The sequence below is a fragment of the Streptomyces sp. NPDC006259 genome (genome assembly GCF_042870975.1).
Taxonomy (GTDB): Bacteria; Actinomycetota; Actinomycetes; order Streptomycetales; family Streptomycetaceae; genus Streptomyces.
Genome location: NZ_JBIAHY010000003.1, coordinates 939,014 through 963,838, shown reverse-complemented (window position 1 = coordinate 963,838; position 24,825 = coordinate 939,014). Strand labels below are relative to the sequence as shown.

The window sequence follows — 24,825 nt, the reverse complement described above, 5'->3', positions numbered from 1 at the left end:
GAATGATCCGCTGGTACTTCCGGGCGTGTACGCCCCTCAGGAGGACACCGACCTGCTGGCCGGGGCGCTGTCCGAAGAACCTCTGTCGCCGGGCTCCGACGTCCTCGACGTGGGCACCGGTTCCGGCGCGCTGGCCCTGGAGGCGGCGCGGCGCGGCACCCGTGTGACGGCGGTCGACGTGTCGTGGCGCGCCGTGTACGCCGCCCGCTGGAACGCCTGGCGGGCCGGGCTGCCGGTGCGCGTGGTGCGCGGCAACCTCTTCGAACCGGTACGCGGCCGCACCTTCGACCTCGTCCTGGCCAACCCGCCGTACGTGCCCGCTCCGAGCGGGGGTGCGCCGCGCGGACCGGCCCGCGCCTGGGACGCGGGCGGTGACGGCCGGCTGGTGCTGGACCGGATCTGCCGGGAGGCGCCGGGGCTGCTGCGGCCGGGCGGGGTGCTGTTGCTGGTGCACTCCGCGCTGAGCGACCCGGACCGGACCGTGCGCCATCTGCGCGCGGCGGGCCTGAAGGCCGCCGTGACACGACGCCGCCGCATTCCGTTCGGGCCGGTGCTGCGCTCCCGGGAGCAGTGGCTGCGGCACCGGGGGCTGCTGTCCGCCGACGAGAACAACGAGGAACTGGTGGTCGTCCGTGCCGAACTCCCCCGCTGACCGGCCCCGCCGCATCAGCGTGCAGCGCAAGGGGCCCCTCCTCGTCGAGGGGCCCGTCGAGATCGAACTGGAGGACGGCTCCACGGTCGCCTCCGACCGCTTCCGGGTCGCCCTGTGCACCTGTCGGCGCAGCCGCCGCTATCCGTGGTGCGACACCAGCCACCGCGACCGCGCCTGACCACCTCTCACGGCGACGGTCGCGCCGAAAATGCCAGGGACCGGCGGGCAGCCCCACACCGCCCGGCCGGCCCCTGGTCGCGGAATCGCCGTGGCGGTCCGTGTCAGTGGCTCGCACTCCCCACGTCACGAGCCGTTCATCTTGCCCACGGGGCCACGCGATCCCGGTCTCAGAACGCGAAGAGGACGCTCCCGGAGGAGTTCTTCACGCACTCGTTGGAGAAGGTGCGCTCGTAGGAGACGCGCCTGCCCTGCCATACGCCGTCGACGGTGACGACCACCGGGTCGTACTGCCTGGTGCACAGCGCGTCCCCCGCCGGGTCGGCCAGCGCCTCGAGGTCACCGCCGGAGGCGCGTAGTTCGGCGCAGGCCAGGGCGGCGGCCGGGTGGCTGCCGGAGGGGCCCGGCGCACAGGTGAGGGTGACGGCACGGGCCGGGTTGACGGCGGCGGCGCTCTCTCCGTGCCCGAGGGTCAGCACCAGGGCCGACGGGGCGTAGAGCGAGGCCGGGGCGGCCGGGGCGGCGAGCGCGGACCCGGTCAGGGTTCCGCAGACAGAGGCGGCCGTGAGGCCGAGGGTCGCTGCCCAGCGCGCGGTGTTCCGCATTGTGTGCATCCTTCCGCTCGATTCGGGGTGCCGGTCCGACTCGGTCGGTGTCGAACGCGGCGAGCGCCACTCTGCCGAGTCCGCCGCCGGAACTCACATCGACCCCATGGGTTTCAGTAACCTTGCGTATTGAATCAGTGGCGTGAAGTCACGGAATTCGAACGTTCCAACCCCCTGGACAAGCGCTTCATGATCCCTTCCCTGGCCGGAGTGACCGGTTTTCATAGGCTCGTTAATCGTCCGGAAACATTCCGCTTCAGGCCCTCCCGGTCGGCCCACAGGTCCTCTCCGGCTCCTCCGGGCCACCGTCCGCCCCTCGCCTACCGGCCGGTATGGTCGCCCTGACGCGCGGCTCGACGACGAGGGGCGGGACCCGGGGATGGCCAGGCACTGGGCGGACTTCCAGTACGAGATCTATCTGAACGGGATGACGGGCGCGGTTCCCCGGCTGCCCACCGACCTGAGCCGGCTGGAGGAGCTGACCGAGCGGCGGCTCGGTCCGGGGCCGGTGGGCTACGTGGCGGGCGCCGCGGGTGACGGCAGCACCGCCCGCGCCAACCTGGCGGCCCTGGAGCGCCGCCGGATCGTGCCGCGGATGCTGCGGGACGTGCGCGAGCGCGATCTGTCGGTGGAGGTGCTCGGCCGTTCCCTGCCCGCGCCGGTGGCGCTGGCACCCGTGGGGGTGCTGTCGATCATGCATCCGGAGGCCGAGCCGGCGGCGGCCCGCGCCGCCGCCGCGCAGGGCGTGCCGTTCATCCTGTCGTCGGCGTCGAGCACGCCGATGGAGGAGGTCGCGGCGGCGATGGGCGACGCCGAACGCTGGTTCCAGCTGTACTGGTCCAAGGACCGGGAGGTGGCGCGGAGTTTCCTGGGCCGGGCGCGGGCGGCGGGCTTCTCGGTGCTGGTCGTCACCCTGGACACCCCGTTGCTCGCCTGGCGGCCGCGCGACCTCGACCGGGCGTATCTGCCGTTCCTGCACGGGGTGGGCACCGCGAACTACTTCACCGATCCGGCGTTCCTGGCGGGCCTGGCCAAGCCGGTGCGGGAGGACCCGAACGCGGCGGTGACGCACTTCGTGAACCTGTTCTCGGACCCCGGCAAGGCATGGCCGGACCTGGCGTTCCTGCGGGAGCACTGGGACGGGCCCACCGTGCTCAAGGGCGTACTGCATCCCGACGACGCCCGGCTGGCCGCCGATGCCGGGATGGACGGCGTGGTGGTCTCCAACCACGGCGGCCGGCAGGTGGCGGGTTCGGTCGCCGCCGCCGACGCGCTGCCGCGGGTCGCGGCGGCGGTCGGCGACCGGCTGACCGTGCTGTTCGACAGCGGGGTGCGCGGCGGCGGCGACGTGTTCAAGGCGCTCGCCCTCGGCGCCCGCGCGGTGCTGCTCGGCCGGCCGTACGTCTACGGTCTCGGGCTGGACGGACAGCCCGGCGTGGAGCACGTGATCCGCTGTCTGCTCGCCGAGTTGGACCTCACGCTGGCCCTGTCCGGTCACGCCACCCCGGCGACCGTCGGTCCTGCGGACCTGGAGCAGGCAGCCGGGTGACGGCGCCTTTGCCGCTCCTCAGGCGGTGCCGTCCGACAGGTCGACGGGCCGCGCCGCGGGCGGCTCGGATCCGGTGATCGACAGTGAGCCGGTGGCGGTCGGAGCCGCGTAGACCTGCCAGCGCTGTCCGGTGGAGTGGTCACGTACCTTGACGACGATGTCGGCGCCGGGCTCCGCACCGGCCGGGGCGAGGGCCAGGGACTCGTTCCAGCGGGGCAGCAACTCCCCCTGGGGGGTGAGGCCGTAGCGGACGTCGTCGGCGCGCGGGTCGCCGGCCTCCGCGCACGCCTCCAGGATGACCACGCCGGCGTCCGCGTGCGCGTCCACGCACAGCCGGGGCTCGGCCAGACTGCGCAGCTGCCCGTCCTCCTCGTACGACCACTGCTGGGACCGGTCGTGGGAGCAGTCCGCCAGTTCGAGGACGGCGCCCGCCTCCGCCTCGCCGCGGATGTCCAGGCACCGGTCGGCGGCGAGGTTGCGCAGCCGGGTCTCCCGCGCGGCGTCGGGGAGTTGGGCGGTGTCGGGGCCCGAGGGAACCGTGGGGGCGGCCCGCGAGCCGGTGCCGGACGAGGGCGTGCCGGCGGTGGCGGGCGAGGCCGCCGGGTCGGCCGTGCCGTCGTCGGTCCACAGGCCGGCGGCGAGCAGGGTGGTCAGCAGACCGGCCCCGGCGAGGCCGACACCCGTGAACAGGGCGCGTGGGGAGCGGAACGCGGCGCCGGGTTCGCGGCGGCCGGGCGAAGGGGTGCGGGTGAACAGACCGGCGGCACGGCGCGTACCGCGCGGGCGGCCGCCGCGGTGCGAGCCGCGCAGGCGCACCGGCTGCTGCGTGGCGCGGCCGGGCCGCGATTCGACATAGCGGCGGGCTCCCCAGCCGAGCACCGCCTCCGCGAGCAGGACGCCCAGGTCGCCCTCGAAGTGGCCGAGTTGTTCCGCCGCGGCGCGGCAGTAGCGGCAGGCGTCCAGGTGTCGGCGGACGTCGGGCAGAAGGTCGCCGCCGCGGCCGATGGGCACGTCGAGGAGCCGGTTGTAGAACCGGCATTCCTTGCCGGGCGCGAGGTCCCGGTGGGCGCGGACGCATCCCTCGCGGAGCTTCTCCCTGGCCTGTTCGTGGACGCCGGCCGCGGTGTCGGTGTCCATGCCGAGCAGGCCGGCGGGGACGGTGACCGGCTCGGCCTCGACCTCGGTGTGCCACAGCACGCAGCGGGCGACCGGCGGCAGGCTCTCGAAGGCGCGCTCCGCGAGCAGCCGGTTCTCCGGGATCATGGACTTGGCGGCCCGCATCCCCCGGGCGCCGGCCGGTTTCCCCAGGTCGGGCAGGACACCGGAGAGTCCCTCGTCGGTGGCCCACTGCCGGACCGTGTCGCGCACGGTGACCAGCAGGCGGGGGCGCAGGGCGGTGCCGGGCTCGCCCAGCTTCAGCCGGTCGAGGACCTGGTGGAAGGCGGCGGTGGCGACCATGGAGGGGACGCCCGTCGGGGAGGCGAGGCAGATCACCGCGTAGTCGTGCACCGGCTGCCAGTGCCGCGCGATGAGCATCGCGGCGGACTGGGCCACCTCGCTGTCCGTCCCTCCGCGGGTCCCCGAGGCGAGGGCCTCGTCGGATTCACCGGGTCCCGAGCCGGGCGGGGGGTAGGGCGGGCGGGGGGGCTGGGGGGTGAGCACTGTGCGGCTTCCTTCGGTACGTACCTGTCCGACGCGGCGGGAGCAGGCGTTCGCCTCCGCCGGCGAACACGGGACACCCGGCCCCGGCCCCCGCACGAGTGGCTCACCTTCGCACAACCGAGTCGCGCGCAACAAGCCGCCGAGGAATCCCGGCCACTGTTGAGGGAATGTCGACAGGGGGCGCCCGATTCGCCCTGCCTGCACAGCATTTGGCCGTCGCCACCGGAGTGCCGACCAGCGCCGCGCGCGAACCCGCGTCCCGCGTGGAGCGACGGCCCGCGTGGAGAGACGGCCCGCGTGGAGAGACGGCCCGCGTGGAGAGACCCGAGCGACGCCCCGCGAAGCCACACCCCGTACGAAGCGCGCGCCCCGTCCGCATCGCACGCCCCGTGTGAAGCGCGCGCACGCGGTGGCGCCGCGCACACGTTCCCGGCGTGCGCGGCGCGTAGTGGACTGGGGGCCGGCCCTTCCTCGGAGGCCACGCGCGGGACGGCGGCTCTCCCTGCGCGAAACGGCCGCCGGCCCCGTTCCTCCCGCCCTCGGCCGGCGGCCCGGGAAGGCCCCTCTCCCGGATCTGTTCTCTCAGATCTGCCAGGACCGCAGCCGGTCGGCCGCGCCGTACACGTCCGTCTTGCCGTCGATCAGGTCGCGGGTCAGGTCGACCAGCGCGCCGTAGGGCGGATCGATGCCGACGCCGCTGACGAACATGTAAGCCACCGCCGTGGCGCTGGCGAAGCGGGCGTTGGCCGAGGGCAGGGGCTTGAGCAGCGCGAGGGTGTGGAGCAGCGCGGCGGCCCGCCAGGCGGGGTCGGAGTCCACCCCGAGCCGGGGCGGGTCGACCCGGTGGCGGGCGACGGCGGCGACCAGCGCGGAGAAGTCGTTGATGGTGGGCTGGTCCGGCAGGACCTCTTCGTGGCGCTGCAGCAGCCAGGGCACGTCGATGTGGATGACTGGTGTCATCGGTCAGGCGACCCGCCCCTCGCCCCTGACGGGCGCCTCGTCATCGGGAAACGCCGCGGCGAACTCGTCGGCGTGGGTGGCGAAGAACCTGCGGAAGGCCTCCGCGCCCTCCTGGAGCGCCCGGTGCCTGGCTATGTCGGCGGCGGCGGCCTCCCGGACGAGCGCCTTCATCGACGTACCGCGTTCCTTGGCGATCTGCCGCAGGTCCTCCAGCTCGCGATCGCTGAATTCCACATTGAGGGCTGGCATGTCCTTCACGGTACCGCTCGGGTACTTACTCGTAAATATCCCCTGGTGAAAGTAGTGGCAAGGCGGTACCGAACGGTGTCCGAGCAGTTCTGCCGCTGATCATTTCCTGGCAGGCTCGGACACCGTTCGGCCGTGAGCGGTCCCTCTGCGGCCACCGCCCCCGGTCGGTGCCGCTGTCCCCGGTCGGTCCCCGCTCACTGCTTCCGGCCGCTACCCCTGGTCGGCCACGAAGGAGGCCAGCCGGGCCAGGGCCGCGTTCCAGTTGATCGCCGTCTCGTTCGTCGACCAGGACTGGATGTCGTCGATGTAGCAGAACTGCCCGACGCAGCCCTTGAGTTTCGCCTGGGCGAGGGGGTCCTGGATGCTGGAGTTCGGGCCACCCGCCAGCGTGCCGTCCGGCGGGCTCGGCAGGCTGGGGTCGAGCTGGTGGGCGTACCAGCGGCTGTGCTGCTGATGGGCGGCGACGTCGCCGTAGCCGGTGACGTAGGAGATGTTCAGGGCGTTGCGGCCGAGGATGTTGTCCATCGCCTGGACCGCCCCGTCGCGGTACTTCGAGGCGCCGGTGATGTCGTAGGCGGTGGCGACGACCACGGCGTTGTTGAGGATCTGGGCGGCGGAGCCCCAGTCGTAGCGGTTGTCCTCCGGCGCGTACGGCATGCCGTAGGCCTGGCCGCGCAGGGTCGCGAGGTAGGTGTCCGCGCCCTGGACGACCGAGCGGCGCACCTTGTCGCGGCCGGGCAGCTTGCTGGGGACGGTCGCCAGGTCCAGGCGGGCCGCCGCCGCGGTACGGGCCCAGTCGAAGCCCTTGGGGACGAAGATGTCGGCCGTGTGGACCGGGGAGTTCAGGACGTGGTCGGCGAACGGGCGTTCACCGGTGGTGAGGTACAGCTCGGCGGCGGCCCAGTAGAACTCGTCCGTCACGTCGTCGTCGTTGTAGGCGCCGCCGCCGGTGCCGTCGGCCGGGTCGGCGTACACCGCGGGGTGGGCGAGAGCGGCCGTCCAGGCCTTGCGGGCGGCGGTCAGCGCGCGTGCGGCGAAGGCCTTGTCGTAGGGCTTGTACAGACGGGCGGCCTGGGCGGCCGTCGCGGCCAGGTTCAGGGTCGCGGCGGTGGTCGGCGGGTGCAGTTCGCGCTTCTGCGGGTCCTCGCTCGGCAGCAGCGGCAGGCCGGTCCACTGCTCGTCGTGGATCTTGTGGTGGACCATTCCGGCGAGGGCCTGCCCGTCCGGGACCTGCATGCGCAGCAGGAACTCCAGTTCCCAGCGGGCCTCGTCGAGGACGTCCGGCACCTTGTTGCCGCTCTCGGGGAGCGCCAGGGTGCCGTCGCCGAGCTTGGCCGGGTGGCCGGTGCGGGCGGTCAGCGCGCGTTCGTGGGTGCTGAGCAGCTCCCAGGCGGCGATGCCCCCGTTGACGACGTACTTGCCGTGGTCGCCGGCGTCGTACCAGCCGCCGGAGACGTCGAGGGTGTAGTCGCACACGCCGGGCTGGCAGGGCACGGAGGTGTCGCCCTGGTTGGGGGCGACGCCGAGGTGTCCGGCGGCCCTTCCGTAGCCGGGCCGCAGGTCGTCGCGGATCTCGATGCCGCTGCGCTGCGGGTAGTAGTACTTGACCGCGTCCAGGCGGAGCCGCTCGTAGGCGGCGGTGCCGATGTCGAAGGGGTGGCTGGTCTCGCCGTCCACGGCCAGCGTGAGGCCGGTGCCGCGGGTGCGGTACGCGCCGAAGTCGACGGAGTGGACGTTCTGCCCGGAGGCCGTGTCCAGGCCGCGCGGCACGGTCCAGCCTCGTGCGACGGTGGCGCCGGTGGCGTTCCTCAGCGCCCAGGGCAGCTTCGCCGTGGCGTCGGTGACGAGGGTGGCGTTCTTCGGCCCGGCGGGCAGGTAGGCGACCTGGTTGACGCGGACGCGCGGCCCGGTGTCGGGCTCGTACACCTCCGGCGGCACCCCGCCCAGCAGGGACACGTCGTCGACGCAGAACCGCCAGGGATCGGGGCTGCCGCCGACCTGGAAGGACACCTGGCCCTGGGTGGAGTCGACCGACGAGGTGAAGGTGTAGGAGTACGACCCGGCCGACTCGCCCAGCACCGGGCTCGCCTCCTGCCAGGTCTCGTAGGGCGCGACGGCCTGGCCGACGATCGCCCGCACCACGTGCCCCTCGGGCACGCCGGAGGCCTTGAAGGAGAACCGGTAGGTCTCCCCCTTGACCAGGGTGACGGCGTCCTGGCCGAGCGCGGAGTCCCAGCGGTTGACGGTGCCGCCCGGCACGTCCGCGCAGAGCCGGCCCTCGGACGGGGCGGCGGTGGCGTTGCTGGCCCACCAGGCGTCGGCGCCGGCGTCGAAGGTGCCGTTCCTGATCTGCTCGACCTCCTCGGCTCCGGCCTGTGGCACGGGCAGCGCGGTGAGGGCCGCGCCCAGCAGGGCCGCCAGGGACAGCAGGGTGGTTCTGCGTCGTTTCACGTCTGGGTTCCTCCGGCAGGTGCGGGAACGCTCCGTGCGCGAGCCGCGATGGGAGCGCTCCCAAATACGGTCGGAGGACATGTTTGTTGCAGTCATGACACCCCGTCAACGGTCCGGACAGAACGGTCTGGCCCCACGGCCGCCGCTTCGCCCGGACCTCACGGCCGTCGCCCCGCCCGGACCCCGCGGGCGTCCAGGGTCTTTCGTTCGGATCGGGGAGCGGGATCGGGCCGGATCAGGGAGCGGGGTCCGGTGCCGTGCATCGCAAGGCGGAGGAGGGAGTCAGGACGGAGCCTGGAGACCGACGACCATGCGGCGAGCTGCGGCACCGGACCGCGCGAGCCCGACCACCGCCCCGGACGCCGACGGCCGGACCGCTCCCGAAGGAGCGGCCCGGCCGTTTCACGCGGGGTGCGCGGTCCGCGGTGACGCGGACGAGAGACCCTAGGCCTCCATCTTGCTGATCCTGATGGACCCCTGGACCTCACCGGGGTGGCTGCTCGTCAGGTTCAGCCGCAGGCGGGAGCCGCGGACGGCGTCGAAGGTGATCACGGTGGGGCGGTCCGAGGCGTCCGCCCACGCGACGGCCGCCCCGGTGACGGGGGTGAAGCGCTCCCCGTCGCCGACCTCGACCACGATCGCCGCGGGCAGGCTGTGCGCGCCCCCGGTCGTGAAGGACACCTCGACACGGTCGAAGGTCCGCGTCCGCCCCCAGTCCACCGACACCCAGTCCTTCGGGCGGGCCTGGTCGAAGGCGGGCAGCAGGGCGGTGGCCGCCTTGACGAAGGCGTTGGACCAGCCGGTGGCCGGGTCGCCGTCCAGCATCGCGGCGGGCGGGGTGTCGGTCCGGCCGGAGTAACCGGCGTCGGCGTAGGGGTGGTTCGGGGGCGTCGGCAGGTCCGGTACGAAGGCGGCCGCGGGGGTCGTCGCCGCCGTGCGGGAGCGGGTGGTGCGCACGGTGACGGTGCCCGCGCGCAGGCCGTCCACGCGGGCGGTCACCCTCAGGGCGCCCGCCTTGGTCCCGGAGCGCACGATGGCGAGGGCCTTGCCGTGGAAGGCCGTGCGGGTGCTGGCCTGATAGCGCTCGGCGCTCTCCTGGCGCCCGTTGTCGAGCCCGGCGAGGGAGCCGCCCCTCACCTCGAAGGCGAGGAGGTGCTCGGCGTCGGGGACGACCACACCCCGCGCGTCCACGACGTCGGCGGTGACGAACACCAGCGAACGGCCGTCCGCGGGAAGCGACTCGCGGTCCGCGGTGAGACGGACGGCGTGCGGGGCGCCGGCCGTGCGCAGGACGTCGGTGGCGACGGCCTTCCCGCCGCTGCGGGCAACGGCCTTCAATACGCCCGGCTCGTAGGGCACCCGCCACGTCAGATGGAGTTTGCCCGCACTGCCGGTGGGGCTGGTGTAGCTGCCGGGGTAGGGGCCGGCCGTGAACGTTCTGTCGTCGCCGGTGGCTTCCGTGGTCTCCAGATACGGCCGCCCGTCGACGGTCTTCTTGGCGTCGAACTCCCGGACGCCCAGCGACCTCCCGTTGAGGAACAGCTCGACGCTCCCCACGTTGGCGTACGCCCAGACCTCGACGGTGTCGCCCGGCTCGTGGTTCCACGTCGTCGGCAGCAGGTGGACCATCGGCTCGTCCGTCCACTGGCTGCGGAACAGGTGGTACATGTCCTTGGGGAAACCGGCGGTGTCCACGGCGCCGAAGAAGGAGGCCTTCACCGGGAACACGTCGTACGGTGTCGGCTCACCGATGTAGTCGATGCCCGACCACAGGAACTGCCCGGTGAACCACTTCCGGTCGCGGTCCTTCTTGTGCCCGTACTCGCCGCTCATGGTCCAGGAGGCGAGGTTGTTGTCGTAGGACGAGGTCGCCCGTCTGCCGGGGGTGTGGTTCTCGCCCGTGTTGAGGCGCTCCGGCTCCTGGTAGGTGCCCCGGGTCGAGGTCTCCGAGGACGACTCGGACTCGAAGAGGAACAGGTGGGGGTAGGCCGCGTGCAGGTCGTCCACCGACCTGGCGGTGTTGTAGTTGAGGCCGAGCCCGTCCAGCCTGGCCAGCATCAGATCGGCCGCCGAGCCCTTCGCGGGAAGCCTGCGGTACTTGTCGGAGCCGATCACCAGGGGGCGGGTGGTGTCGGCCGCGCGGATCGCGGCGATGATCCGGTCGGCCATGGCGAGGCCGGCCGTGGAGGTCGAGTCGGGTATCTCGTTGCCGACGGACCACAGCACGACGGCGGGCGAGTTGCGGGCCGCGAGGACCATCTCGGTGGCGTCCCGCTCGCACCACTCGTCGAAGAACCGCCCGTAGTCGTACCGGTTCTTTCCGGTGCGCCAGCAGTCGAAGGCCTCCACCAGCATCACGATGCCCAGTTCCTCGCAGATCCGGATCATCTCCGGCGCTGGCGGGTTGTGGGAGGTGCGGAAGGCGTTGACGCCCATCGACTTCATGAGGGTCAGCTGCCGCCGGATCGCGTCGGCGCTGACGGCGGCGCCGAGCGCGCCCAGGTCGTGGTGGAGGTCGACGCCCCTGAGCTTGGCGTGGGTGCCGTTGAGGTGGAAGCCCTCGTCGGGGTCGAAGCGGAAGGTGCGGATGCCGAAGGGGGTCAGACAGGTGTCGGTGCGCCGGCCGCCGACCCGCAGCTCGGTCTCCAGGGTGTACCGGCGGGGTGTGGCGAAGTCCCACAACGACGGTTCGGGGACGGCGAGTTCATGGGTCTCCGTGGCCCGCTCGGCGACCGTGACCGTGGTGGCCGTACGGGCCACCGTGCGGCCGTTCGGCGCGATGATCCTGGAGCGGACCTCCACGTCCGCGGCGGCGCCGGAGAGGTTCACCAGGTCCGTGCGCACCCGGACGAGGGCCCGCTCGTCGCCGACGTCGGGAGTGGTGACGTACGTGCCCCAGCGGGGGACGTACACCGGCTCGGTGACGATCAGGCGGACCTCGCGGTAGATTCCGCTGCCGGAGTACCAGCGGCTGCTGGGCAGCCGGTTCTGCACCTTCACCGCCAGCACGTTCTCGGTGCTGCCGTCGGTGTGCGCCAGGTCGGTGAGGTCGATCGCGAAACCGGTGTAGCCGTAGGGGTGGCGGCCCACCTCGACGCCGTTGCAGTACACGTACGAGTCCATGTAGACGCCGTCGAACTCGACGGAGATCCGCTTGCCCGCGCACTCCGGCGGCAGGGTGAACGCGAGGCGGTACCAGCCGAGGCCACCGGGGAAGAAGCCGGTGCCGCTGGTGGTGCCGTGCTCGGTGGTGGGGGTCTGTTCGATGCTCCAGTCGTGCGGGACGGCCACCTGTCGCCAGGTGGAGTCGTCGTGACCGGCAGCGGCGGCGTCGGCGTACCGTCCGGTCGGGTCCGTGATCCCGCCCGGGTTCACCAGCGCGAAGCGCCAGCCGTCGCGCAGCGCGACGGTGCGCCGGCCGGAGGCGCCCGCGGTGGCCTCGGCCTCCCCGACGGCCTCGGCCACCGGGGTGCCGAGGAGCGCGCTCGCGGCGGGAGCGGCGGCGGAGGCGAGCAGGACCGATCGACGCGTGACCGTCATGGCGGGTCTCCCTCATCAGGAACCAGAAGTACTCACAACCGAACGTCGGCAAACAGAATCTGACGCCTCGCCACTCGGGCCCGTCAAGAGGGCGGTCGCACCCGGCCGTCCCACTCGCCCCGGGCGCCCCGACGCGGCCTCCTTCCGCGCGCCCGGCCGCGCGGAAGGAGGGCGGCCGCCGTTCTTCTCCGGGCCGGCGCCGCAAGCACTAAGGTGGAACGGAAGTGGCTTGCCCGTTCACTGTGAGTGTCCGCGATGGAGTGGGGACGATGACCTCGGACGACCCGTTCGACGACGCCACGACGGCGCGAGCGGTCATTGACGAGGACGGCACGCTGGCCGGGTGGAGCGAGGGCGCCCGCCGTCTGCTGGGCCACCGCTCCTCCGAGGTGGTCGGCAGGCCGGCCGCCGTTCTGCTGGCCGACCGCGCTCCGGCCGGTCCGGCCGTCCCCGACGGGGACCGCTGGAGCGGCACCCTGGCGCTGCGCCACCGCGACGGACACACCGTGTCCGTGTGGGTGCTCGCCCACCGCAGGCAGCCGCCGGACGGCGGCCCGCTCAGCTGGCTCGCCGTGACACCGCTGCCCGCGGGGTTCCCGGACCCGCAGGACGACGACCTGGTGCGCGCCGCACTGGTCCAGTCCCCCTGCGCCACCATGATCTTCGACGACCGGCTGCGGCTGCGGGCGGTCAACGACGCCATGGCCGAGCTGGTCGAACTGCCCGCCGCCCGGATCCGGGGCCTGCGCGCCACCGACCTCGCCGGCCGACCGCAGAACGCGGAGATCGAGACCCACATGCGCCGGGTCCTCGCCACCGGCGAGCGCCAGGAGATGGAGACCGTCACGAAGGCCCCGGGCGAGGAGCGGGCGCACGCCTGGCTGGCCCGGATCGCGCCGCTCACCGACGCCGCGGGGCAGGTCCGGGGCGTCTGTGTGACCGCGCACGACTTCAGCGAGCACTTCCTCGCACGCGAGCGTCTCCAACTGGTCAACGAGGCGAGCGTGCGCATCGGCTCCACCCTCGACGTCACCCGTACGGCCCAGGAGCTGGCGGAGGTGTGCGTGCCCACCCTGGCCGACTTCGTCAGCGTCGACCTGCTCGACACACAGGAGTACGGCGGCGAGGCCAGCGGCCCGCTGACCGCGCCCGTCCAGTTGCGGCGGGCCGCCCACCACTCGGTCAACCCGGGCTCCCCCGAAGCTGTGTGCAAGCCGGGCCAGCTGGACAGCTACCCGGCCGCCTCCCCGCAGGCCGGCTCGCTGCTCGCGGGCCGCACCGTCACGGCCGCCGTGCCGGCCGGCGACGAGCTGGACGCCCTGCGCTCCTGGGACGAGCAGCGGATCCAGCGGGTCCACGAGTACGGCACCCACTCGACGATCTCCGTCCCCCTCCAGGCCCGCGGCACCACGCTCGGCGTGGTCGTCTTCTCCCGCCACCGGCGGCCCGAGCCGTTCTCGCCCGACGACGTGCTGCTGGCCGAGGAGCTGACGGCCCGCGCCGCCGTCTGCATCGACAACGCCCGCCGCTACTCCCGCGAACGCGAGACCGCCCTGGCCCTCCAGCGCAGCCTCCTGCCCCGCACCCTGCCCCGCACCGCCGCCGTCGACGCCGCCTCCCGCTATCTGCCGGCCGCCCGCGCCGGGGTCGGCGGCGACTGGTTCGACGTGATCCCGCTTTCCGGGATGCGGGTCGCGATGGTCGTGGGGGACGTGGTCGGGCACGGCATCCAGGCCTCGGCCACCATGGGCCGGCTGCGCACCGCCGTGCGCACCCTCGCCGACATCGACCTCGCGCCCGACGAACTGCTCACCCACCTGGACGACCTGGTCGTCCGGCTCTCCGAGGAGGCGGGCGGAGAGGGCAGCCCCGGCGAGGTCGGAGCGACCTGTCTCTACGCCGTGTACGACCCGGTCTCGCGGCGCTGCACGCTGGCCCGGGCCGGACATCCGCCGCCCGTGCTGCTGCCGCCGCACGGCGAGCCACGCGGGGTCGACCTGCCCGCGGGGCCGCCGCTGGGACTGGGCGGGCTGCCGTTCGAGTCGGCCGAGCTGGAGTTGGCCGAGGGCTCGGTCCTGGCCTTCTACACCGACGGGCTCGTCGCGTCCCGCGCGCGGGACGCGGACGCCGGCCATCGGGTGCTGCGCGAGGCGCTGGCGGCGCACTCGGCCTCCCTGGACGAGACCTGCGACCGGGTGCTGCACTCCCTGCTGCCGCCGGGCGGCGCCGCCGACGACGTGGCCCTGCTGCTCGCCCGCACCCGCGGGCTGCCCTCCTCCCAGGTGGCGACCTGGGACATCCCGGCGGACCCCGCGCTCGTCGCGCCCATCCGCAAGCAGGTCGTCGACCAGCTGGCCCGCTGGGAGCTGAGCGAGCACGCGTTCACGGCGGAGCTGGTGGTGAGCGAGCTGGTGACCAACGCCATCCGGTACGGCGCCCGTCCCATCCGGTTGCGGCTGATCCACGACGCGACGACGCTGATCTGCGAGGTCTCCGACACCAGCCACACCGCGCCGCACCTGCGCCGGGCGAAGACGTTCGACGAGGGCGGCCGGGGGCTGCTGCTGGTCGCCCAGCTCACCCAGCGGTGGGGCAGCCGGCACACGACGGAGGGCAAGACGATCTGGGCCGAGCTGGGACCGCTCGAAGACGACTGAACACCGACCCCGGAGAGGCGGCGGGTGCGGGTGGGACGGGTGTCGGTCGCACCGCGGCGGGGCACCCGCCCGCCCCACGGGCGACCGCCGCACGCGTGGCGCGGCATCGAAGGGTGGAGCGATGGCAGATACGGCCCGGACCGATTCCGACCCGGCACACTCCGCCCGGGGGCGCTCGTCCCCGGCGGGTCTCTTCCTGGCGGGTTCCTCCCCGGCGGGTTCCTCCCCGATCGGCTTCACCTTGGAGCGCTCGGCTCCGGCCGGTTCGTGCGGGGCGGGTTCACCGCCGACCGGTTCGCCTCCTGCCGGCGGCGAACCCGCTGCCGGCTCGACCCCTGCCGGCTCGTCCAGGGGCCGGCGTCCGGCCGTTCTGGCGGCGGGTGCCCTGGCGGTGCTGGGGCTGCTGAGCGCCTGCGGTGGGACAGGCGGGAGCGGTGCGGACGATGGAGGTTCCGCGTCCGCGCCCGCCCCCGCGTCGTCCGCCCCCGCGTCGTCCGCGCCCGCCCCGTCGTCGGTGACGTCCGCCCGGGTGTCCAAGGCGCCCGCCGACGCGAGCACCGCGCCCTCCCCAGCCTGGTCCGGCGCCGCCGGCGGTCGCTGCCACACCTCTGAGCTGCGTGCCTCCGTCGGACGCGACGACCCCGGGGCGGGGCAGGACAACTTCCCGCTCGTCCTGACCAACGCGTCCGGCCGGACGTGCACCGTGCGCGGCTATCCGGGCGCCGCCTTCCTGGACGCCTCCGGCAGGCGACTGGGCCCCGATCCCCGGCGGGAACCGGGCTCCGCCCCGGTCACCGTGACGCTGGCGCCGGGCCGCAGCGCGTGGGCGGGTCTGACGTACTCCGACCCGGAGGTCAGCGGGGCCGAGGCGGCCACTCCCACGACTCTGCTGGTGACGCCACCGGACGAGCGGGACCCGCTGCGGGTGCCGTGGACCGGTGGGAAGGTCCCCGTGTCGGGCAACGCCTCGTCGGTGAGGCTCACCGTGCTCGCGCCCGGCACCGGTCCCTGATCCGGCGTCCGGTGCGGCCGCAGGCCGATCCGGCCCCAGGACGGTCGGGGCCGGAACCGCCGCGGTCGGCCGTGTCGTCAGCGGCCGCGGGCCGGGCCGGGGTATCCGTAGCCGTAACCGCCGTAGCCGCCATAGCCGTAACCGCCGTAGCCGTACTGCGGACCGCCGCCGCTCGGGCAGGGGTAGCCGTAGGGCACGCAGGCGGTGTTGCCGGGGGCGGGACCGGCGCTCGGGGTCGGGCTGGGGGTGGCGGTGGGGGCCGGCGTCCGGGTGGGCGTGGGGGTTGCGGGCTTCGACGCCTCGGGGGCGGGAGGCGCGGCCGGGGTCCGGGTGTCGGCGAGGGTGCTGTCCGCGCCCCAGTTGACGACCTGCATCTGCGGGTCGGGCTGCGAGGTGTCGATCACCCAGCGCTGGGCGGCGCTGTCGGTGCGGTTCTTCAGGACCAGGGCGCCGGAGCCGTCGGTGGCCGCGGGTGCCAGGGCGAGGTTCTGGTTGGAGCGCGGGACCAGCGTGCCCTGGAGGGTGAAGTCGTAGCGGACGCTTCTGGCGCCGGGCTGCGAGGCTCCCGCGCAGGGGGCCAGGCGCACCGAGTACCCGAGGTGGGAGTCGAGGCAGAGATCCGGGTCGCCGGTGCTGCGCAGCAGCCCGTCGGCTTCGTACGACCACTGCTGGCCGGCGTCCGAGGAACAGGTGGCCAGCTCCGTCTCGGCGTCCTTGACCGCCTTCGTGCCGACGACGCCGATGCACAGCCCGGAGGCCACGTTGTGCAGGCGACCGCGCAGGGTGCCCTGGGTCTCCTCACCGGCACCGGTCCAGGACGGGCCGGAGGTGGAGGTGTCCGTGTCGGGTGCCGGGGTGGCCGCGGCGTCGTCGCCCGACGAGGCGGAGTCGCCGCCGGAGAGCGCGGAATACAGGACGAGCGGCAGGACGACCAGTCCGCTGACCGTGAGCACGGCGGCGGCGAGGTTGCGGCGGCGGACGCGGCGGGCCGCCTTGTGCGCCGAACGGCGCGAGACGGGGCGTGGGTTCGGTCCACGGTGGTCCCCGGAGGGGCCGTCGTGCGGCTCCGTGTCCGGTGCCGGGTCCGCGGCGGGCGCACCGGTACCGGCCGTCCCGCCGGGGCGTGCGGCGAGGGGCGTCTCGTCGGTGAACGCCTCGGCGGCGGAGACCGGACGCCGGACGGGCGGGGCCGTGACGGGCGCGTCGGCGGAGGGTTCCGTCCGGGCTCGCAGGTAGGCGGCGGCGCCCCAGCCGAGGACGCCCTCGGCGAGGGCGATGCCGAGGCCCGCGCCGAACTGGCCCAGCTGGTCCGCGGTGTGCGCGCAGTGCCGGCAGTGGCCGAGGTGGGTGCGCAGGTCGGGGTCGACGTCGACGCTGCCGCGCCGGCAGGTGACGTCGAGGAGCCGGTGGTAGCGGTGGCAGTCCTCGTCGACGGCGAGTTCGCGGTGGACCTGGAGGCATTCCTCGCGCAGCCGCTCGCGGGCCCGGCGCAGTTCGACACGGGCGCCCTCCTCCTCCAGGCCGAGCAGTCCGGCCGGGACGGCGAGGGGTTCGGCCTCGATCTCGGTGTGCCACAGCAGGCAGCGCGCGGACTGCGACAGTCGCTGGAACGCCCGGGACAACAGCCGGCGGTGGACGGGCGGCAGCAGCCGGGCGGCCGGCCGCTCGCCGTCTTCCCCGGCGGCGCGCAGGTCGGGATGGAGCAGGTCTCGGCGGCCGTCGGAGTCCCACTCCGCGGCGATGCGGCGCACGGTGACCAGAAGGTGCGGTCGCCATGCGGAGGTCGGTCCGTTCAGGCGCAGGGTCTCACCGAAGAGCCGGGTGAAGGCCGCCGTGGTGAGCATGCCGGCCGCACGCTCCCCGTCGGTGCACAGCCGTGCGTAGGCGAAGGCGGCCTCCCAGTGCCGGTCCAGCAGTTCACCGACGGGGTGCAACGCGGGCGAGGTGCCCGTCCAGTTCTTCAGCTCGGCGCTGAGCTGTTCGTCCGTCACCTCGAAGCGGCGCGCCGAAGGGGAATTCGACAGGCCTGGGTCTTTCACGGCTGCATTCCTCCCGGGGACATGCGGCATAAAGTCCGTACCAAATAAGCGGGTGAACCCGCCCTCGCAGCGGCGGGATCCTTGCGCACAGTGTTCGACATCCCGAACGTCCGCGGAGTGCGGCTCTTTTGCAACGTGGGGGGTGTGGACGGGGATGCCTCGTGCGCACAGTCGGGGAAAGTACTCTCCATGCGCCGACGAGGCCCACCTTTACACACGCGGACCAGGCAGAACAAGAGATCTCGCGGTTTCGTGATTCCGTGACGACACAATAGTTCTGACAAATCGTCAATGGCGGTTCGTCATTCGGGGCGGTCGCTGTAATGGTGTCCTATTTCGGGACGTCATTGTGGGGCGTATTCACCTCCGCACGCCGGCGAGGCGGGCGACGGCCCTGCGCGGGTGGGAACCGGGCGCCCCTCTGCGGGTGGGACCGGTTCGACAGCGGCGGCGGGCGCCGCTCCCCGGCCTTCCCCGTCGCCGCCCGGCCGATGAGGCCCCGGCTCCCGACCGGTGGGCGTGGCCGCGCGCCGTCCAGGAGGACCTCGTCCGCGCGCCCTCCAGGGTGACCTCGTCCGCGCGTCGCTGGGCCGACGGACCCCCGTGCGGCGGCTGAGACGACGACCGTGCGGTCCCGCGGGCCGCGCTCCCGCCCGGCCTCCCGCGGCCCGGAAAACCCGTTGCCGCGGCGCCGCGCCGCCCACAGGATCTGCCCATGTTCACGCCCGCGCTCATCGCGCTCCTGCCGCCGCTGTCCCCCGCCGCCCTTCCGGCACGGGTCCGGCAGCAGGCCCGCGGCCACCGGAGGTCCGAGCCCGCGCGTCCGTGACGGCCGCGCTCGTCGCCGGCCTGGTCGCCGGATACGGCATCGCCGTACCCGTCGGCGCGGTCGGGACCTACCTCGTCTCCCTCACCGCCCGTACCTCCCTGCGCACCGGTGTGTGCGCCGCGCTCGGCGTCGCCTCCGCCGACGGGCTCTACGCCCTGCTCGCCACCGTCGGCGGCTCGGCCGTGGCCGCCGCTCTGCGCCCCGTGCTCGATCCGCTGCGCTGGGCCTCGGCCCTGGTGCTGCTGGCCCTCGCGGCCCTGGGCGCGACGACCGCCGTACGCCGGTACCGCGCCCACCGGCTCACCACCCGGGCCGCCCCTCCCCCGCCGAGCCCGGCGCGCGCCTATCTGAGCCTGCTCGGTCTCACCCTGCTGAACCCGACCACCGTGGTCTACTTCGCGGCGCTCGTCCTCGGCAGCGGCACCGCGGATGTCGTACGCCCTTTCGAGCAGGGTGTGTTCGTGCTGGCGGCCCTCGCCGCGTCCGCGAGCTGGCAGGTGCTGCTCGCCGGGAGCGGTGCCCTGCTGGGCCGGGCGCTGACCGGTCGCCGGGGGCGGCTGGTGACGGCGCTGGCGTCGAGCGCGGTGATGACCGTGCTGGCCGTGCGCATGGCCGGGTGACGGTGTGTCGTGTGGCGGATGAAATCCGCCGGCGCCAGTGTTGGACGCGGGTGTCGGTCGACGACATGACGGAGACGAAGGGACGGATGCCATGCCTCTCAAGGGTGAGTACGAACCGAGTCCGACCCAGTGGGTGCGCGAGCAGGTCGAGTTGTACGAGAGTTCCGGCGGCACCGAGGGGACCACGCTCCAGGACACCGGGAGGCCCGTGATCGTCCTGACGACCGTGGGCACCAGGAGCGGAAAGATCCGCAAGACGCCCCTGATGCGGGTGGAGCACGAGGGGCGCTACGCCGCGGTCGCCTCGCTGGGCGGGGCACCCAAGCATCCCGTCTGGTACTTCAACGTGACGGCCGATCCCCGCGTGGAACTCCAGGACGGCCCGCACAAGCGGGACATGAGGGCCCGTGAGGTCACCGGCGAGGAGAAGGCACTGTGGTGGGAGCGCGCGGTCGCCGCGTACCCGCCGTACGCCGAGTATCAGGAGAAGACGGACCGGGAGATCCCCGTGTTCGTCCTGGAGCCCGTCGACCAGCCGCACTGACCCGGCGGGCCTCGCGGCCGGCGACCTCCGGCCCGGTGACCCGTAGAAAAATCTGTCCGCGCCAGGCATGAACGCCGCCCTGGCGGGCACTCGACTGTCAGGCCCCGCCGCGCTCCCCCGTCGCGGCGGGGCTTTCGTCGTGCTCGCGGGCGGGACGCTCCGTCACATCGAGGAAGATCTGGTCCGCCTCCGGGACGATGGCGGCGAGGGAGCGCTTGATGCGCATCGCGACCTCCTCGACCCGCTCGCTGTCCATGCCGGGCACCAGGTCGACGCGGACCGCCACCAGCGCCGAGTCCACGCCCGTCCGCATCGTGAACAGCCCCTCCACACTGTCGATCTCCGGCTGCGCGGCCAGCAGCGCGCGGATCCGGTCGGCGGTCTCGGGGTCGGCGGCTTCACCGATCAGCTGGTCGCGGGCCTCGCGGCCGAGGCCGTAGGCGACGCAGACGAGGAGCAGGCCGATCGCCAGGGACGCGGACGCCTCCCACACCACCTGGCCGGTGACCATGTGCAGGGTCATGCCGATCGCGGCGAAGGTGACGCCGAGCACCGCGGTGCCGTCCTCGGCGAGGACCGTGCGCAGGGCCGGGTCGCGCAGGCCCGCCCCGGCCCCGCCCTGGCGGCGCACCTGGTGCAGGGCCCGCAGCAGTGAGGCTCCCTCCGCGAGGAAGGCGACGCCGAGGACCACCAGGCCGGCCACATAGCCGCCGAGCTTCTCCTCGGCGCCGGAGCGCAGCGCCTCGACTCCCTGGAAGAAGGAGAAGCAGCCGCCCATGACGAAGATGCCCACGGCGGCGAGGAGCGACCAGAAGAAGCGTTCCTTGCCGTAGCCGAAGGGGTGCCGGCGGTCGGCGGGGCGGCGGCTGCGGCGCAGCGCGGCCAGCAGGAAGACCTCGTTGAGGCTGTCGGCGACCGAGTGCGCCGCCTCGGACAGCAGTGCGGGGGAGCCCGCGAGCAGCCCGCCGGCCAGCTTGGCGACCGCGATGACCAAGTTGGCCGCGAGCGCCACCAGCACGGTGACGCGCGTCCTGCGGTCCGCGGCGGACTCCGCGGTGCTGTCCGAGGTCGCGTTCCCCGGCGCGGCGCTGTCCGAGGTCGAAGTCTCAGCCGGCCCGGTGCCGGGGGCCGTGCTCCTCTCGGCCGTGGCTTCGGGGGCCGTCGTGGGTGAGGTGGTGCCGTCCGGGTTCGTGTCTTTCGAGGTTGTCCCAGTCACCTCCGGCGGCTGCCCCGGCCGATCGGACTCACACGCGCACCGTGCCGTCGGCGGAAAACGGGGAAGGCGGGGAGGCAGGCACATACGCACCACGACCGGGAGGGAACATGGCGGGCCGGGATGCCGACGGCAACAGCGCCTACGGGCACAAGGCGTTCGAGCGGACCAGGAGCCACTTCGCCGACCGGATCACCGCGGACGGCCGCGACGGGTGGCCCGTGGCGGCCGGCCGTTACCGCCTCGTCGTCAGCCGGGCCTGCCCGTGGGCGAGCCGGGCCGTGATCTCCCGGCGGCTCCTGGGCCTGGAGGACGTCCTGTCGATGGCGATCGTCGACCCGATCCAGGACGACCGGAGCTGGCGCTTCACCCTGGACCCCGACGGTCTGGACCCGGTGCTCGGCATCCGCTACCTCGCCGAGGCCTACGACAGGCGTGAGAAGGACCATCCCGGCGGGGTGAGCGTGCCGGCGGTCGTGGACGTCACCGACGGGAGACTGGTCACCAACGACTACCAGCGGCTCACCCTGGACCTCGCCACCGAGTGGAGCGCCCTGCACCGGGAGGGGGCGCCCGACCTCTACCCGGAGCCGCTGCGCGACGAGATCGACACGGTCATGGCCGAGGTGTACGAGGACGTCAACAACGGCGTGTACCGGGCGGGGTTCGCGAGCGAGCAGGGCGAGTACGAGGAGGCCTGCGCGGCGGTCTTCCGGCGGCTGGAGCTGCTGGCGTCCCGGCTGGCCGGGCAGCGGTACCTCGTCGGCGACACCATCACCGAGGCGGACATCCGGCTGTTCACGACACTGGTGCGGTTCGACGCCGTTTATCACGGCCACTTCAAGTGCAACCGGTGGAAGCTGGCGGAGAACGAGGTGCTGTGGGCGTACGCCCGCGATCTCTACCAGACGCCCGGGTTCGGTGACACCGTCGACTTCGATCACATCAAGCGCCACTACCACCAGGTCCACACCGGCATCAACCCGACCCGGATCGTGCCCCTCGGACCCGACCTGTCCGGCTGGCTGAGCCCGCACCGGCGGGAACGGCTGGGCGGGCGGCCGTTCGGCGACGGGACGCCGCCGGGTCCGGTACGGCCGGGCGAGGAGGTCCCCCCGCGGGGCAGGGCCTGACTCCGCTCGCACTCCCCATCACGTCCCAACGCACTCAGGAGGTACACGTGGGCAAGAAGCAGAAGCTCCCGCTCGTCTACCAGCCCGTCGGATTCGTCTTCGGCTGGGCCAGCGGAGCGCTGGCGGGGATGGCCTTCCGCAAGGTCTGGAAGGCGGTCCGCCACGAGAACGACGCGCCCGACGCGCTGGACCGGGACCGCGGCTGGGGGGAGGTCATCCTGGCCGCGGCGATCCAGGGGGCGATCTTCGCCGCGGTGCGCAGCGCGGCGGACCGTACGGGCGCGAAGGCGATCGAACGGTCCACCGGCGTGTGGCCCACCAAGGACAAGGGCGGCCGGGACTGACGGGTCCGGTCGGCGCCGCCCCGTCGAGGGGCGGCGCCCCGCTCGGTCCTGCCCGGGTCGCCCCGCTCGGTCCTGCCCGGGTCGCCCCGCTCAGTCCTGTTTGGGTGCCGTGGACGGCCTCAGGCGCAGGGTGAAGGAGTGCCCGGCCGGGTCGGCGTACTGGCGTTCCTGGTGCGGGCCGGGGGCGCCCTTCGTCTCCAGGGCCCGTCCGCCCAGGCTCACGATCCGGCGTTCGGCCTCGTCGAGGTCCGCCACCAGGAACTCCAGGTGGGCCTGGAACGAGTTCTCGGGGCGGGGCCAGCTGGGCGGGGTCATGTTGACGTCGCGCCGGAAGCCCAGCCGGGTGCCTGCGGCGCCCACGATCTCCACGAGATTGGCGCTCGCGTCGGTCTCCTCGGCGTCCAGCAGGCTCTTGTAGAACTCGGCGAGCTTCTCCGGCTCCGCGCAGTCGAGCACCACGATGCCCGCTTTCACCAGTGCCATGTCTCTCCTCCGCGAGGTCCGACGGCGGGGCGGACCCGCGCCCGCCCCCGAACCCTGCGGATACCCCCGATCCGGTCGGCCACCGGCCACTCCCCCGCCCCTCGGTCCCGCCCACCGGCCACTGCCCCGCCCTTCGGTCGGCACCGGCGCCCTTCCTGGACAACCGTCCAGCTATAGTGGACACCTGTCCAAGAAATGGGGAGCCAAATGGAAGCCGTCGCCGACGTCCTCGTGGGGCTGGTCGCCGCGTTGCACCTCTACATCCTGGTGATGGAGATGTTCCTGTGGCAGAGGAAGCCCGGCCGCTCGTTGCACGGATTCGACGCGGAGATGGCCCGGGCGACCGCCCCGATGGCCGCCAACCAGGGCCTGTACAACGGGTTTCTCGCGGCGGGCCTGGTCTGGGGGCTGATCGCCGCCGACCCGACCGGGTTCCGGGCCCAGGTGTTCTTCCTGTCCTGCGTGATCGTCGCGGGCGTCTACGGCGCGGTCACGGCGAACCGCCGGATCCTGGTCGCGCAGGCGCTGCCCGGAGCCCTCGCCCTGGCCGCCGTCCTGATCGCGCGGTGACCCGCGGCGAGCCCGCGGACCCGCGGGCGGCCCGCACCCGGGCGAGGCTGCGTGCCGCGCTCCTCGCCGAGTGCGCCGAACGGCCGCTCGCCGAGGTCGGCGTGGCCGCGCTGGTCCGCCGGGCCGGCGTCGGCCGGGCCACCTTCTACGTCCACTACGACGGCCTGGAGGCCCTCGCGGTCGACGCCTGCGCGGACGTCGTCCGCGAGGCGGTGGAGGCGCTGCACGCCTGGCGCGGGCGGCCCGATCCGGTGCGCGCCCCGGCGGCGCTCGCGGAGTTCTTCGCCTCCCTGGCCCCGCACGCGGCGCTGTACCGGGCGCTGTTGACGCCGGGCGGCGGCGGACCGCTGGGCCGGGTGCTGCACCGGGATCTTCGGGCGTACAGCCTGCGGGAGCGTGAGCGGGCGGGCGCTGCGGACGCGCCGCTGGTCGCCTCGGCCGTCGCCGCGACCTTCGCCGGGGTGCTCGCGGACTGGCTGCACGGCCTCCTGGACGCCGGTCCCGCCGAGATCGCCGACCAGGTGTGGCAGTTGCTGGTCGCCCTGCACGCGAGCCGCTGACCCCTCACCTCACATGCAGGCCACCGCCTCCTTCGCCGAGGGCCAGGCCTCGACGCCGTCGGGGGTGCGGACGTACGCCGTCATCCGGTCGTCGGTCATCCACAACTGCCCGTCCCCGTACCGGTATCCGGTGTCGCGGGCGTCGGCCGGCAGTGCGGCGTCGGCAGCGTACGGGGCGGTCAGCAGGTCGGTTCCGAGGACGCTGCCGGGGTCGCGGACGTAGGTCCTGGCCTGTTCTCCCCGGCCCAGCATCAGGAAGCGCGCGCTCTGCCAGTCGCAGTGCTCGGGGCCGCGGAAGCTGTGGATCCGCGCCACCGGTTGCCGCCTGCCGCGCGCGTCCGTCCAGAACTCGTACGTCCCCGAGTCGGTGAAGCGCGCCGGGAGTTCGGCCGGGTCGCAGGAGGCGTTGGTCTCCGGTCCCCAGCCGGGCCGTTCCGGCTGGTCGTGGGCGACCACGACGGCCACCTTGGTCCGGCCGCCGACGTCGAAGGAGTACAGCACCCGGTCCGTCTCGCGGCGCTCCACGCGGTAGCCGGAGCGCGGCACTTGGGGCGCGAAGAGGTCGAAGTAGAGCCGCAGCCCGTCCTCCGGGGTGGAGCCGCCGTCAGCGCTCCCCCAGCCGTCGGGCCCGTTGCCCTCGAAGATCTCCCCGTCGCACTCCAGCGCCCGGCCCGCGGCGCCGGTCACGGCGAGCAGCGCCTGCCGGGTGCTCCCGTCCACGTCCTTGGTGGGGATGCCCAGCCGGCCGCTGTACGGGGAGGCGGGCGGAGTTCCCTCGACCACCACGTCCTCACCCTCGGCGCCGCATCCCACGGCCACCAGTGTCACCGCCGTCACCGCCGTCACCGCGACGAAGCGTCTGCCCATCATTTCCCGCCCCTGTTCCCTCGACCGCTCCGGTCCTGCATCCGGGACGCGGCGGGGGCCCGCAACGTTCGGCGGGCCGGCCGGGCCGGTGTCCCGGCTCGGACCTCAC

At 73.7% G+C, this 24,825-nt stretch carries 21 protein-coding genes; 11 read left to right on the top strand and 10 right to left on the bottom strand.

The features are described 5' to 3' along the window. The first annotated feature begins 25 nt into the window (after nucleotides 1-25). The gene (locus ACFYO5_RS15600) at nucleotides 26-652 is read left to right on the top strand and encodes a HemK2/MTQ2 family protein methyltransferase (protein WP_388708858.1); all 627 of its coding nucleotides are present in this window, start codon (nucleotides 26-28) and stop codon (nucleotides 650-652) included. Then, the gene (locus tag ACFYO5_RS15595) at nucleotides 633-830 is read left to right on the top strand and encodes a CDGSH iron-sulfur domain-containing protein (protein ID WP_356565825.1); all 198 of its coding nucleotides are present in this window, start codon (nucleotides 633-635) and stop codon (nucleotides 828-830) included. Before ACFYO5_RS15600 ends, ACFYO5_RS15595 begins: the two co-directional genes overlap by 20 nt. A gap of 169 nt (nucleotides 831-999) precedes the next feature. Here ACFYO5_RS15595 and ACFYO5_RS15590 read toward each other — a convergent pair whose 3' ends face one another. Then, nucleotides 1,000-1,434: a subtilase-type protease inhibitor gene (locus ACFYO5_RS15590; protein ID WP_356565827.1), complete on the bottom strand. Its 435-nt coding sequence runs from the start codon at nucleotides 1,432-1,434 to the stop codon at nucleotides 1,000-1,002. Between the two features lie 379 nt (nucleotides 1,435-1,813). On the opposite strand from ACFYO5_RS15590, the gene ACFYO5_RS15585 reads away from it, so the two are divergent. Further along, nucleotides 1,814-2,983 (top strand): lactate 2-monooxygenase, encoded by a 1,170-nt coding sequence (locus ACFYO5_RS15585; protein WP_388708855.1) that lies wholly within the window; start codon nucleotides 1,814-1,816, stop codon nucleotides 2,981-2,983. A gap of 18 nt (nucleotides 2,984-3,001) precedes the next feature. Here the strand turns inward: ACFYO5_RS15585 and ACFYO5_RS15580 are convergent, their stop codons facing one another. The 5 genes from ACFYO5_RS15580 to ACFYO5_RS15560 form a co-directional block, all read right to left on the bottom strand. Further along, nucleotides 3,002-4,645: an RICIN domain-containing protein gene (locus ACFYO5_RS15580; RefSeq protein ID WP_388708852.1), complete on the bottom strand. Its 1,644-nt coding sequence runs from the start codon at nucleotides 4,643-4,645 to the stop codon at nucleotides 3,002-3,004. 582 nt (nucleotides 4,646-5,227) lie between these two features. Continuing rightward, nucleotides 5,228-5,605: a toxin Doc gene (locus ACFYO5_RS15575; protein WP_356565833.1), complete on the bottom strand. Its 378-nt coding sequence runs from the start codon at nucleotides 5,603-5,605 to the stop codon at nucleotides 5,228-5,230. Between the two features lie 3 nt (nucleotides 5,606-5,608). Then, nucleotides 5,609-5,854, bottom strand: coding sequence for a hypothetical protein (locus ACFYO5_RS15570; protein WP_363088026.1), 246 nt, complete (start codon nucleotides 5,852-5,854; stop codon nucleotides 5,609-5,611). A gap of 210 nt (nucleotides 5,855-6,064) precedes the next feature. Then, nucleotides 6,065-8,305 (bottom strand): glycoside hydrolase family 9 protein, encoded by a 2,241-nt coding sequence (locus tag ACFYO5_RS15565; RefSeq protein ID WP_388708848.1) that lies wholly within the window; start codon nucleotides 8,303-8,305, stop codon nucleotides 6,065-6,067. A gap of 444 nt (nucleotides 8,306-8,749) precedes the next feature. Further along, a complete protein-coding gene (locus ACFYO5_RS15560) occupies nucleotides 8,750-11,845 on the bottom strand; it encodes a glycoside hydrolase family 2 TIM barrel-domain containing protein (protein ID WP_388708845.1) in 3,096 nt (1,031 codons plus the stop codon). Nucleotides 11,846-12,114: 269 nt separating this feature from the next. On the opposite strand from ACFYO5_RS15560, the gene ACFYO5_RS15555 reads away from it, so the two are divergent. Then, nucleotides 12,115-14,502, top strand: a complete 2,388-nt coding sequence (locus ACFYO5_RS15555) for a SpoIIE family protein phosphatase (protein ID WP_388708843.1) — start codon at nucleotides 12,115-12,117, stop codon at nucleotides 14,500-14,502. Nucleotides 14,503-14,872: 370 nt separating this feature from the next. After that, the gene (locus tag ACFYO5_RS15550) at nucleotides 14,873-15,514 is read left to right on the top strand and encodes a DUF4232 domain-containing protein (RefSeq protein ID WP_388709259.1); all 642 of its coding nucleotides are present in this window, start codon (nucleotides 14,873-14,875) and stop codon (nucleotides 15,512-15,514) included. A gap of 77 nt (nucleotides 15,515-15,591) precedes the next feature. Here ACFYO5_RS15550 and ACFYO5_RS15545 read toward each other — a convergent pair whose 3' ends face one another. Beyond that, the gene (locus ACFYO5_RS15545; RefSeq protein ID WP_388708840.1) at nucleotides 15,592-17,553 is read right to left on the bottom strand and encodes a ricin-type beta-trefoil lectin domain protein; all 1,962 of its coding nucleotides are present in this window, start codon (nucleotides 17,551-17,553) and stop codon (nucleotides 15,592-15,594) included. Between the two features lie 825 nt (nucleotides 17,554-18,378). Between ACFYO5_RS15545 and ACFYO5_RS15540 the strand changes: the two genes are divergently transcribed. Next, complete coding sequence (locus ACFYO5_RS15540; RefSeq protein WP_356565843.1) at nucleotides 18,379-19,002, top strand: LysE family transporter; 624 nt, start codon at nucleotides 18,379-18,381, stop codon at nucleotides 19,000-19,002. Between the two features lie 91 nt (nucleotides 19,003-19,093). Further along, a complete protein-coding gene (locus ACFYO5_RS15535; RefSeq protein WP_388708837.1) occupies nucleotides 19,094-19,546 on the top strand; it encodes a nitroreductase family deazaflavin-dependent oxidoreductase in 453 nt (150 codons plus the stop codon). 97 nt (nucleotides 19,547-19,643) lie between these two features. Here the strand turns inward: ACFYO5_RS15535 and ACFYO5_RS15530 are convergent, their stop codons facing one another. Next, entirely contained in the window at nucleotides 19,644-20,564 is a 921-nt protein-coding gene (locus tag ACFYO5_RS15530) for a cation diffusion facilitator family transporter (protein WP_388708834.1), read from the bottom strand. A 305-nt stretch (nucleotides 20,565-20,869) separates the two neighbouring features. Here ACFYO5_RS15530 and ACFYO5_RS15525 point away from each other — a divergent pair, with 305 nt between their 5' ends. Continuing rightward, nucleotides 20,870-21,892 (top strand): glutathione S-transferase family protein, encoded by a 1,023-nt coding sequence (locus ACFYO5_RS15525; RefSeq protein WP_388708832.1) that lies wholly within the window; start codon nucleotides 20,870-20,872, stop codon nucleotides 21,890-21,892. 47 nt (nucleotides 21,893-21,939) lie between these two features. Beyond that, entirely contained in the window at nucleotides 21,940-22,236 is a 297-nt protein-coding gene (locus ACFYO5_RS15520) for a DUF4235 domain-containing protein (protein ID WP_356565849.1), read from the top strand. A gap of 90 nt (nucleotides 22,237-22,326) precedes the next feature. Here ACFYO5_RS15520 and ACFYO5_RS15515 read toward each other — a convergent pair whose 3' ends face one another. Then, nucleotides 22,327-22,719 carry a VOC family protein gene (locus ACFYO5_RS15515; RefSeq protein WP_356565851.1) on the bottom strand — a complete coding sequence of 131 codons (393 nt, stop codon included), beginning with the start codon at nucleotides 22,717-22,719 and terminating at the stop codon, nucleotides 22,327-22,329. A 207-nt stretch (nucleotides 22,720-22,926) separates the two neighbouring features. Between ACFYO5_RS15515 and ACFYO5_RS15510 the strand changes: the two genes are divergently transcribed. Together ACFYO5_RS15510 and ACFYO5_RS15505 are read left to right on the top strand one after the other, a co-directional pair. Beyond that, nucleotides 22,927-23,289 carry a DUF1304 domain-containing protein gene (locus tag ACFYO5_RS15510; protein ID WP_356565853.1) on the top strand — a complete coding sequence of 121 codons (363 nt, stop codon included), beginning with the start codon at nucleotides 22,927-22,929 and terminating at the stop codon, nucleotides 23,287-23,289. Then, nucleotides 23,286-23,849 (top strand): TetR/AcrR family transcriptional regulator, encoded by a 564-nt coding sequence (locus ACFYO5_RS15505; RefSeq protein ID WP_388708827.1) that lies wholly within the window; start codon nucleotides 23,286-23,288, stop codon nucleotides 23,847-23,849. Before ACFYO5_RS15510 ends, ACFYO5_RS15505 begins: the two co-directional genes overlap by 4 nt. 9 nt (nucleotides 23,850-23,858) lie before the next feature. On the opposite strand, the gene ACFYO5_RS15500 is transcribed toward ACFYO5_RS15505, so the two are convergent. Further along, on the bottom strand, nucleotides 23,859-24,716 hold the full coding sequence (locus ACFYO5_RS15500; RefSeq protein WP_388709257.1) for a hypothetical protein: 858 nt from the start codon (nucleotides 24,714-24,716) through the stop codon (nucleotides 23,859-23,861). Between the last annotated feature and the right edge of the window lie 109 nt (nucleotides 24,717-24,825).

Excerpts from the sequence above, each read along its gene's own strand:
- ACFYO5_RS15535 (WP_388708837.1), top strand. The coding sequence starts at position 19,094 with ATGCCTCTCAAGGGTGAGTACGAACCGAGTCCGACCCAGTGGGTGCGC.
- ACFYO5_RS15590 (WP_356565827.1), bottom strand. The coding sequence starts at position 1,434 with ATGCGGAACACCGCGCGCTGGGCAGCGACCCTCGGCCTCACGGCCGCC.
- ACFYO5_RS15555 (WP_388708843.1), top strand. The coding sequence starts at position 12,115 with ATGACCTCGGACGACCCGTTCGACGACGCCACGACGGCGCGAGCGGTC.
- ACFYO5_RS15575 (WP_356565833.1), bottom strand. The coding sequence starts at position 5,605 with ATGACACCAGTCATCCACATCGACGTGCCCTGGCTGCTGCAGCGCCAC.
- ACFYO5_RS15585 (WP_388708855.1), top strand. The coding sequence starts at position 1,814 with ATGGCCAGGCACTGGGCGGACTTCCAGTACGAGATCTATCTGAACGGG.
- ACFYO5_RS15560 (WP_388708845.1), bottom strand. The coding sequence starts at position 11,845 with ATGACGGTCACGCGTCGATCGGTCCTGCTCGCCTCCGCCGCCGCTCCC.
- ACFYO5_RS15570 (WP_363088026.1), bottom strand. The coding sequence starts at position 5,854 with ATGCCAGCCCTCAATGTGGAATTCAGCGATCGCGAGCTGGAGGACCTG.
- ACFYO5_RS15500 (WP_388709257.1), bottom strand. The coding sequence starts at position 24,716 with ATGGGCAGACGCTTCGTCGCGGTGACGGCGGTGACGGCGGTGACACTG.
- ACFYO5_RS15510 (WP_356565853.1), top strand. The coding sequence starts at position 22,927 with ATGGAAGCCGTCGCCGACGTCCTCGTGGGGCTGGTCGCCGCGTTGCAC.
- ACFYO5_RS15525 (WP_388708832.1), top strand. The coding sequence starts at position 20,870 with ATGGCGGGCCGGGATGCCGACGGCAACAGCGCCTACGGGCACAAGGCG.
- ACFYO5_RS15515 (WP_356565851.1), bottom strand. The coding sequence starts at position 22,719 with ATGGCACTGGTGAAAGCGGGCATCGTGGTGCTCGACTGCGCGGAGCCG.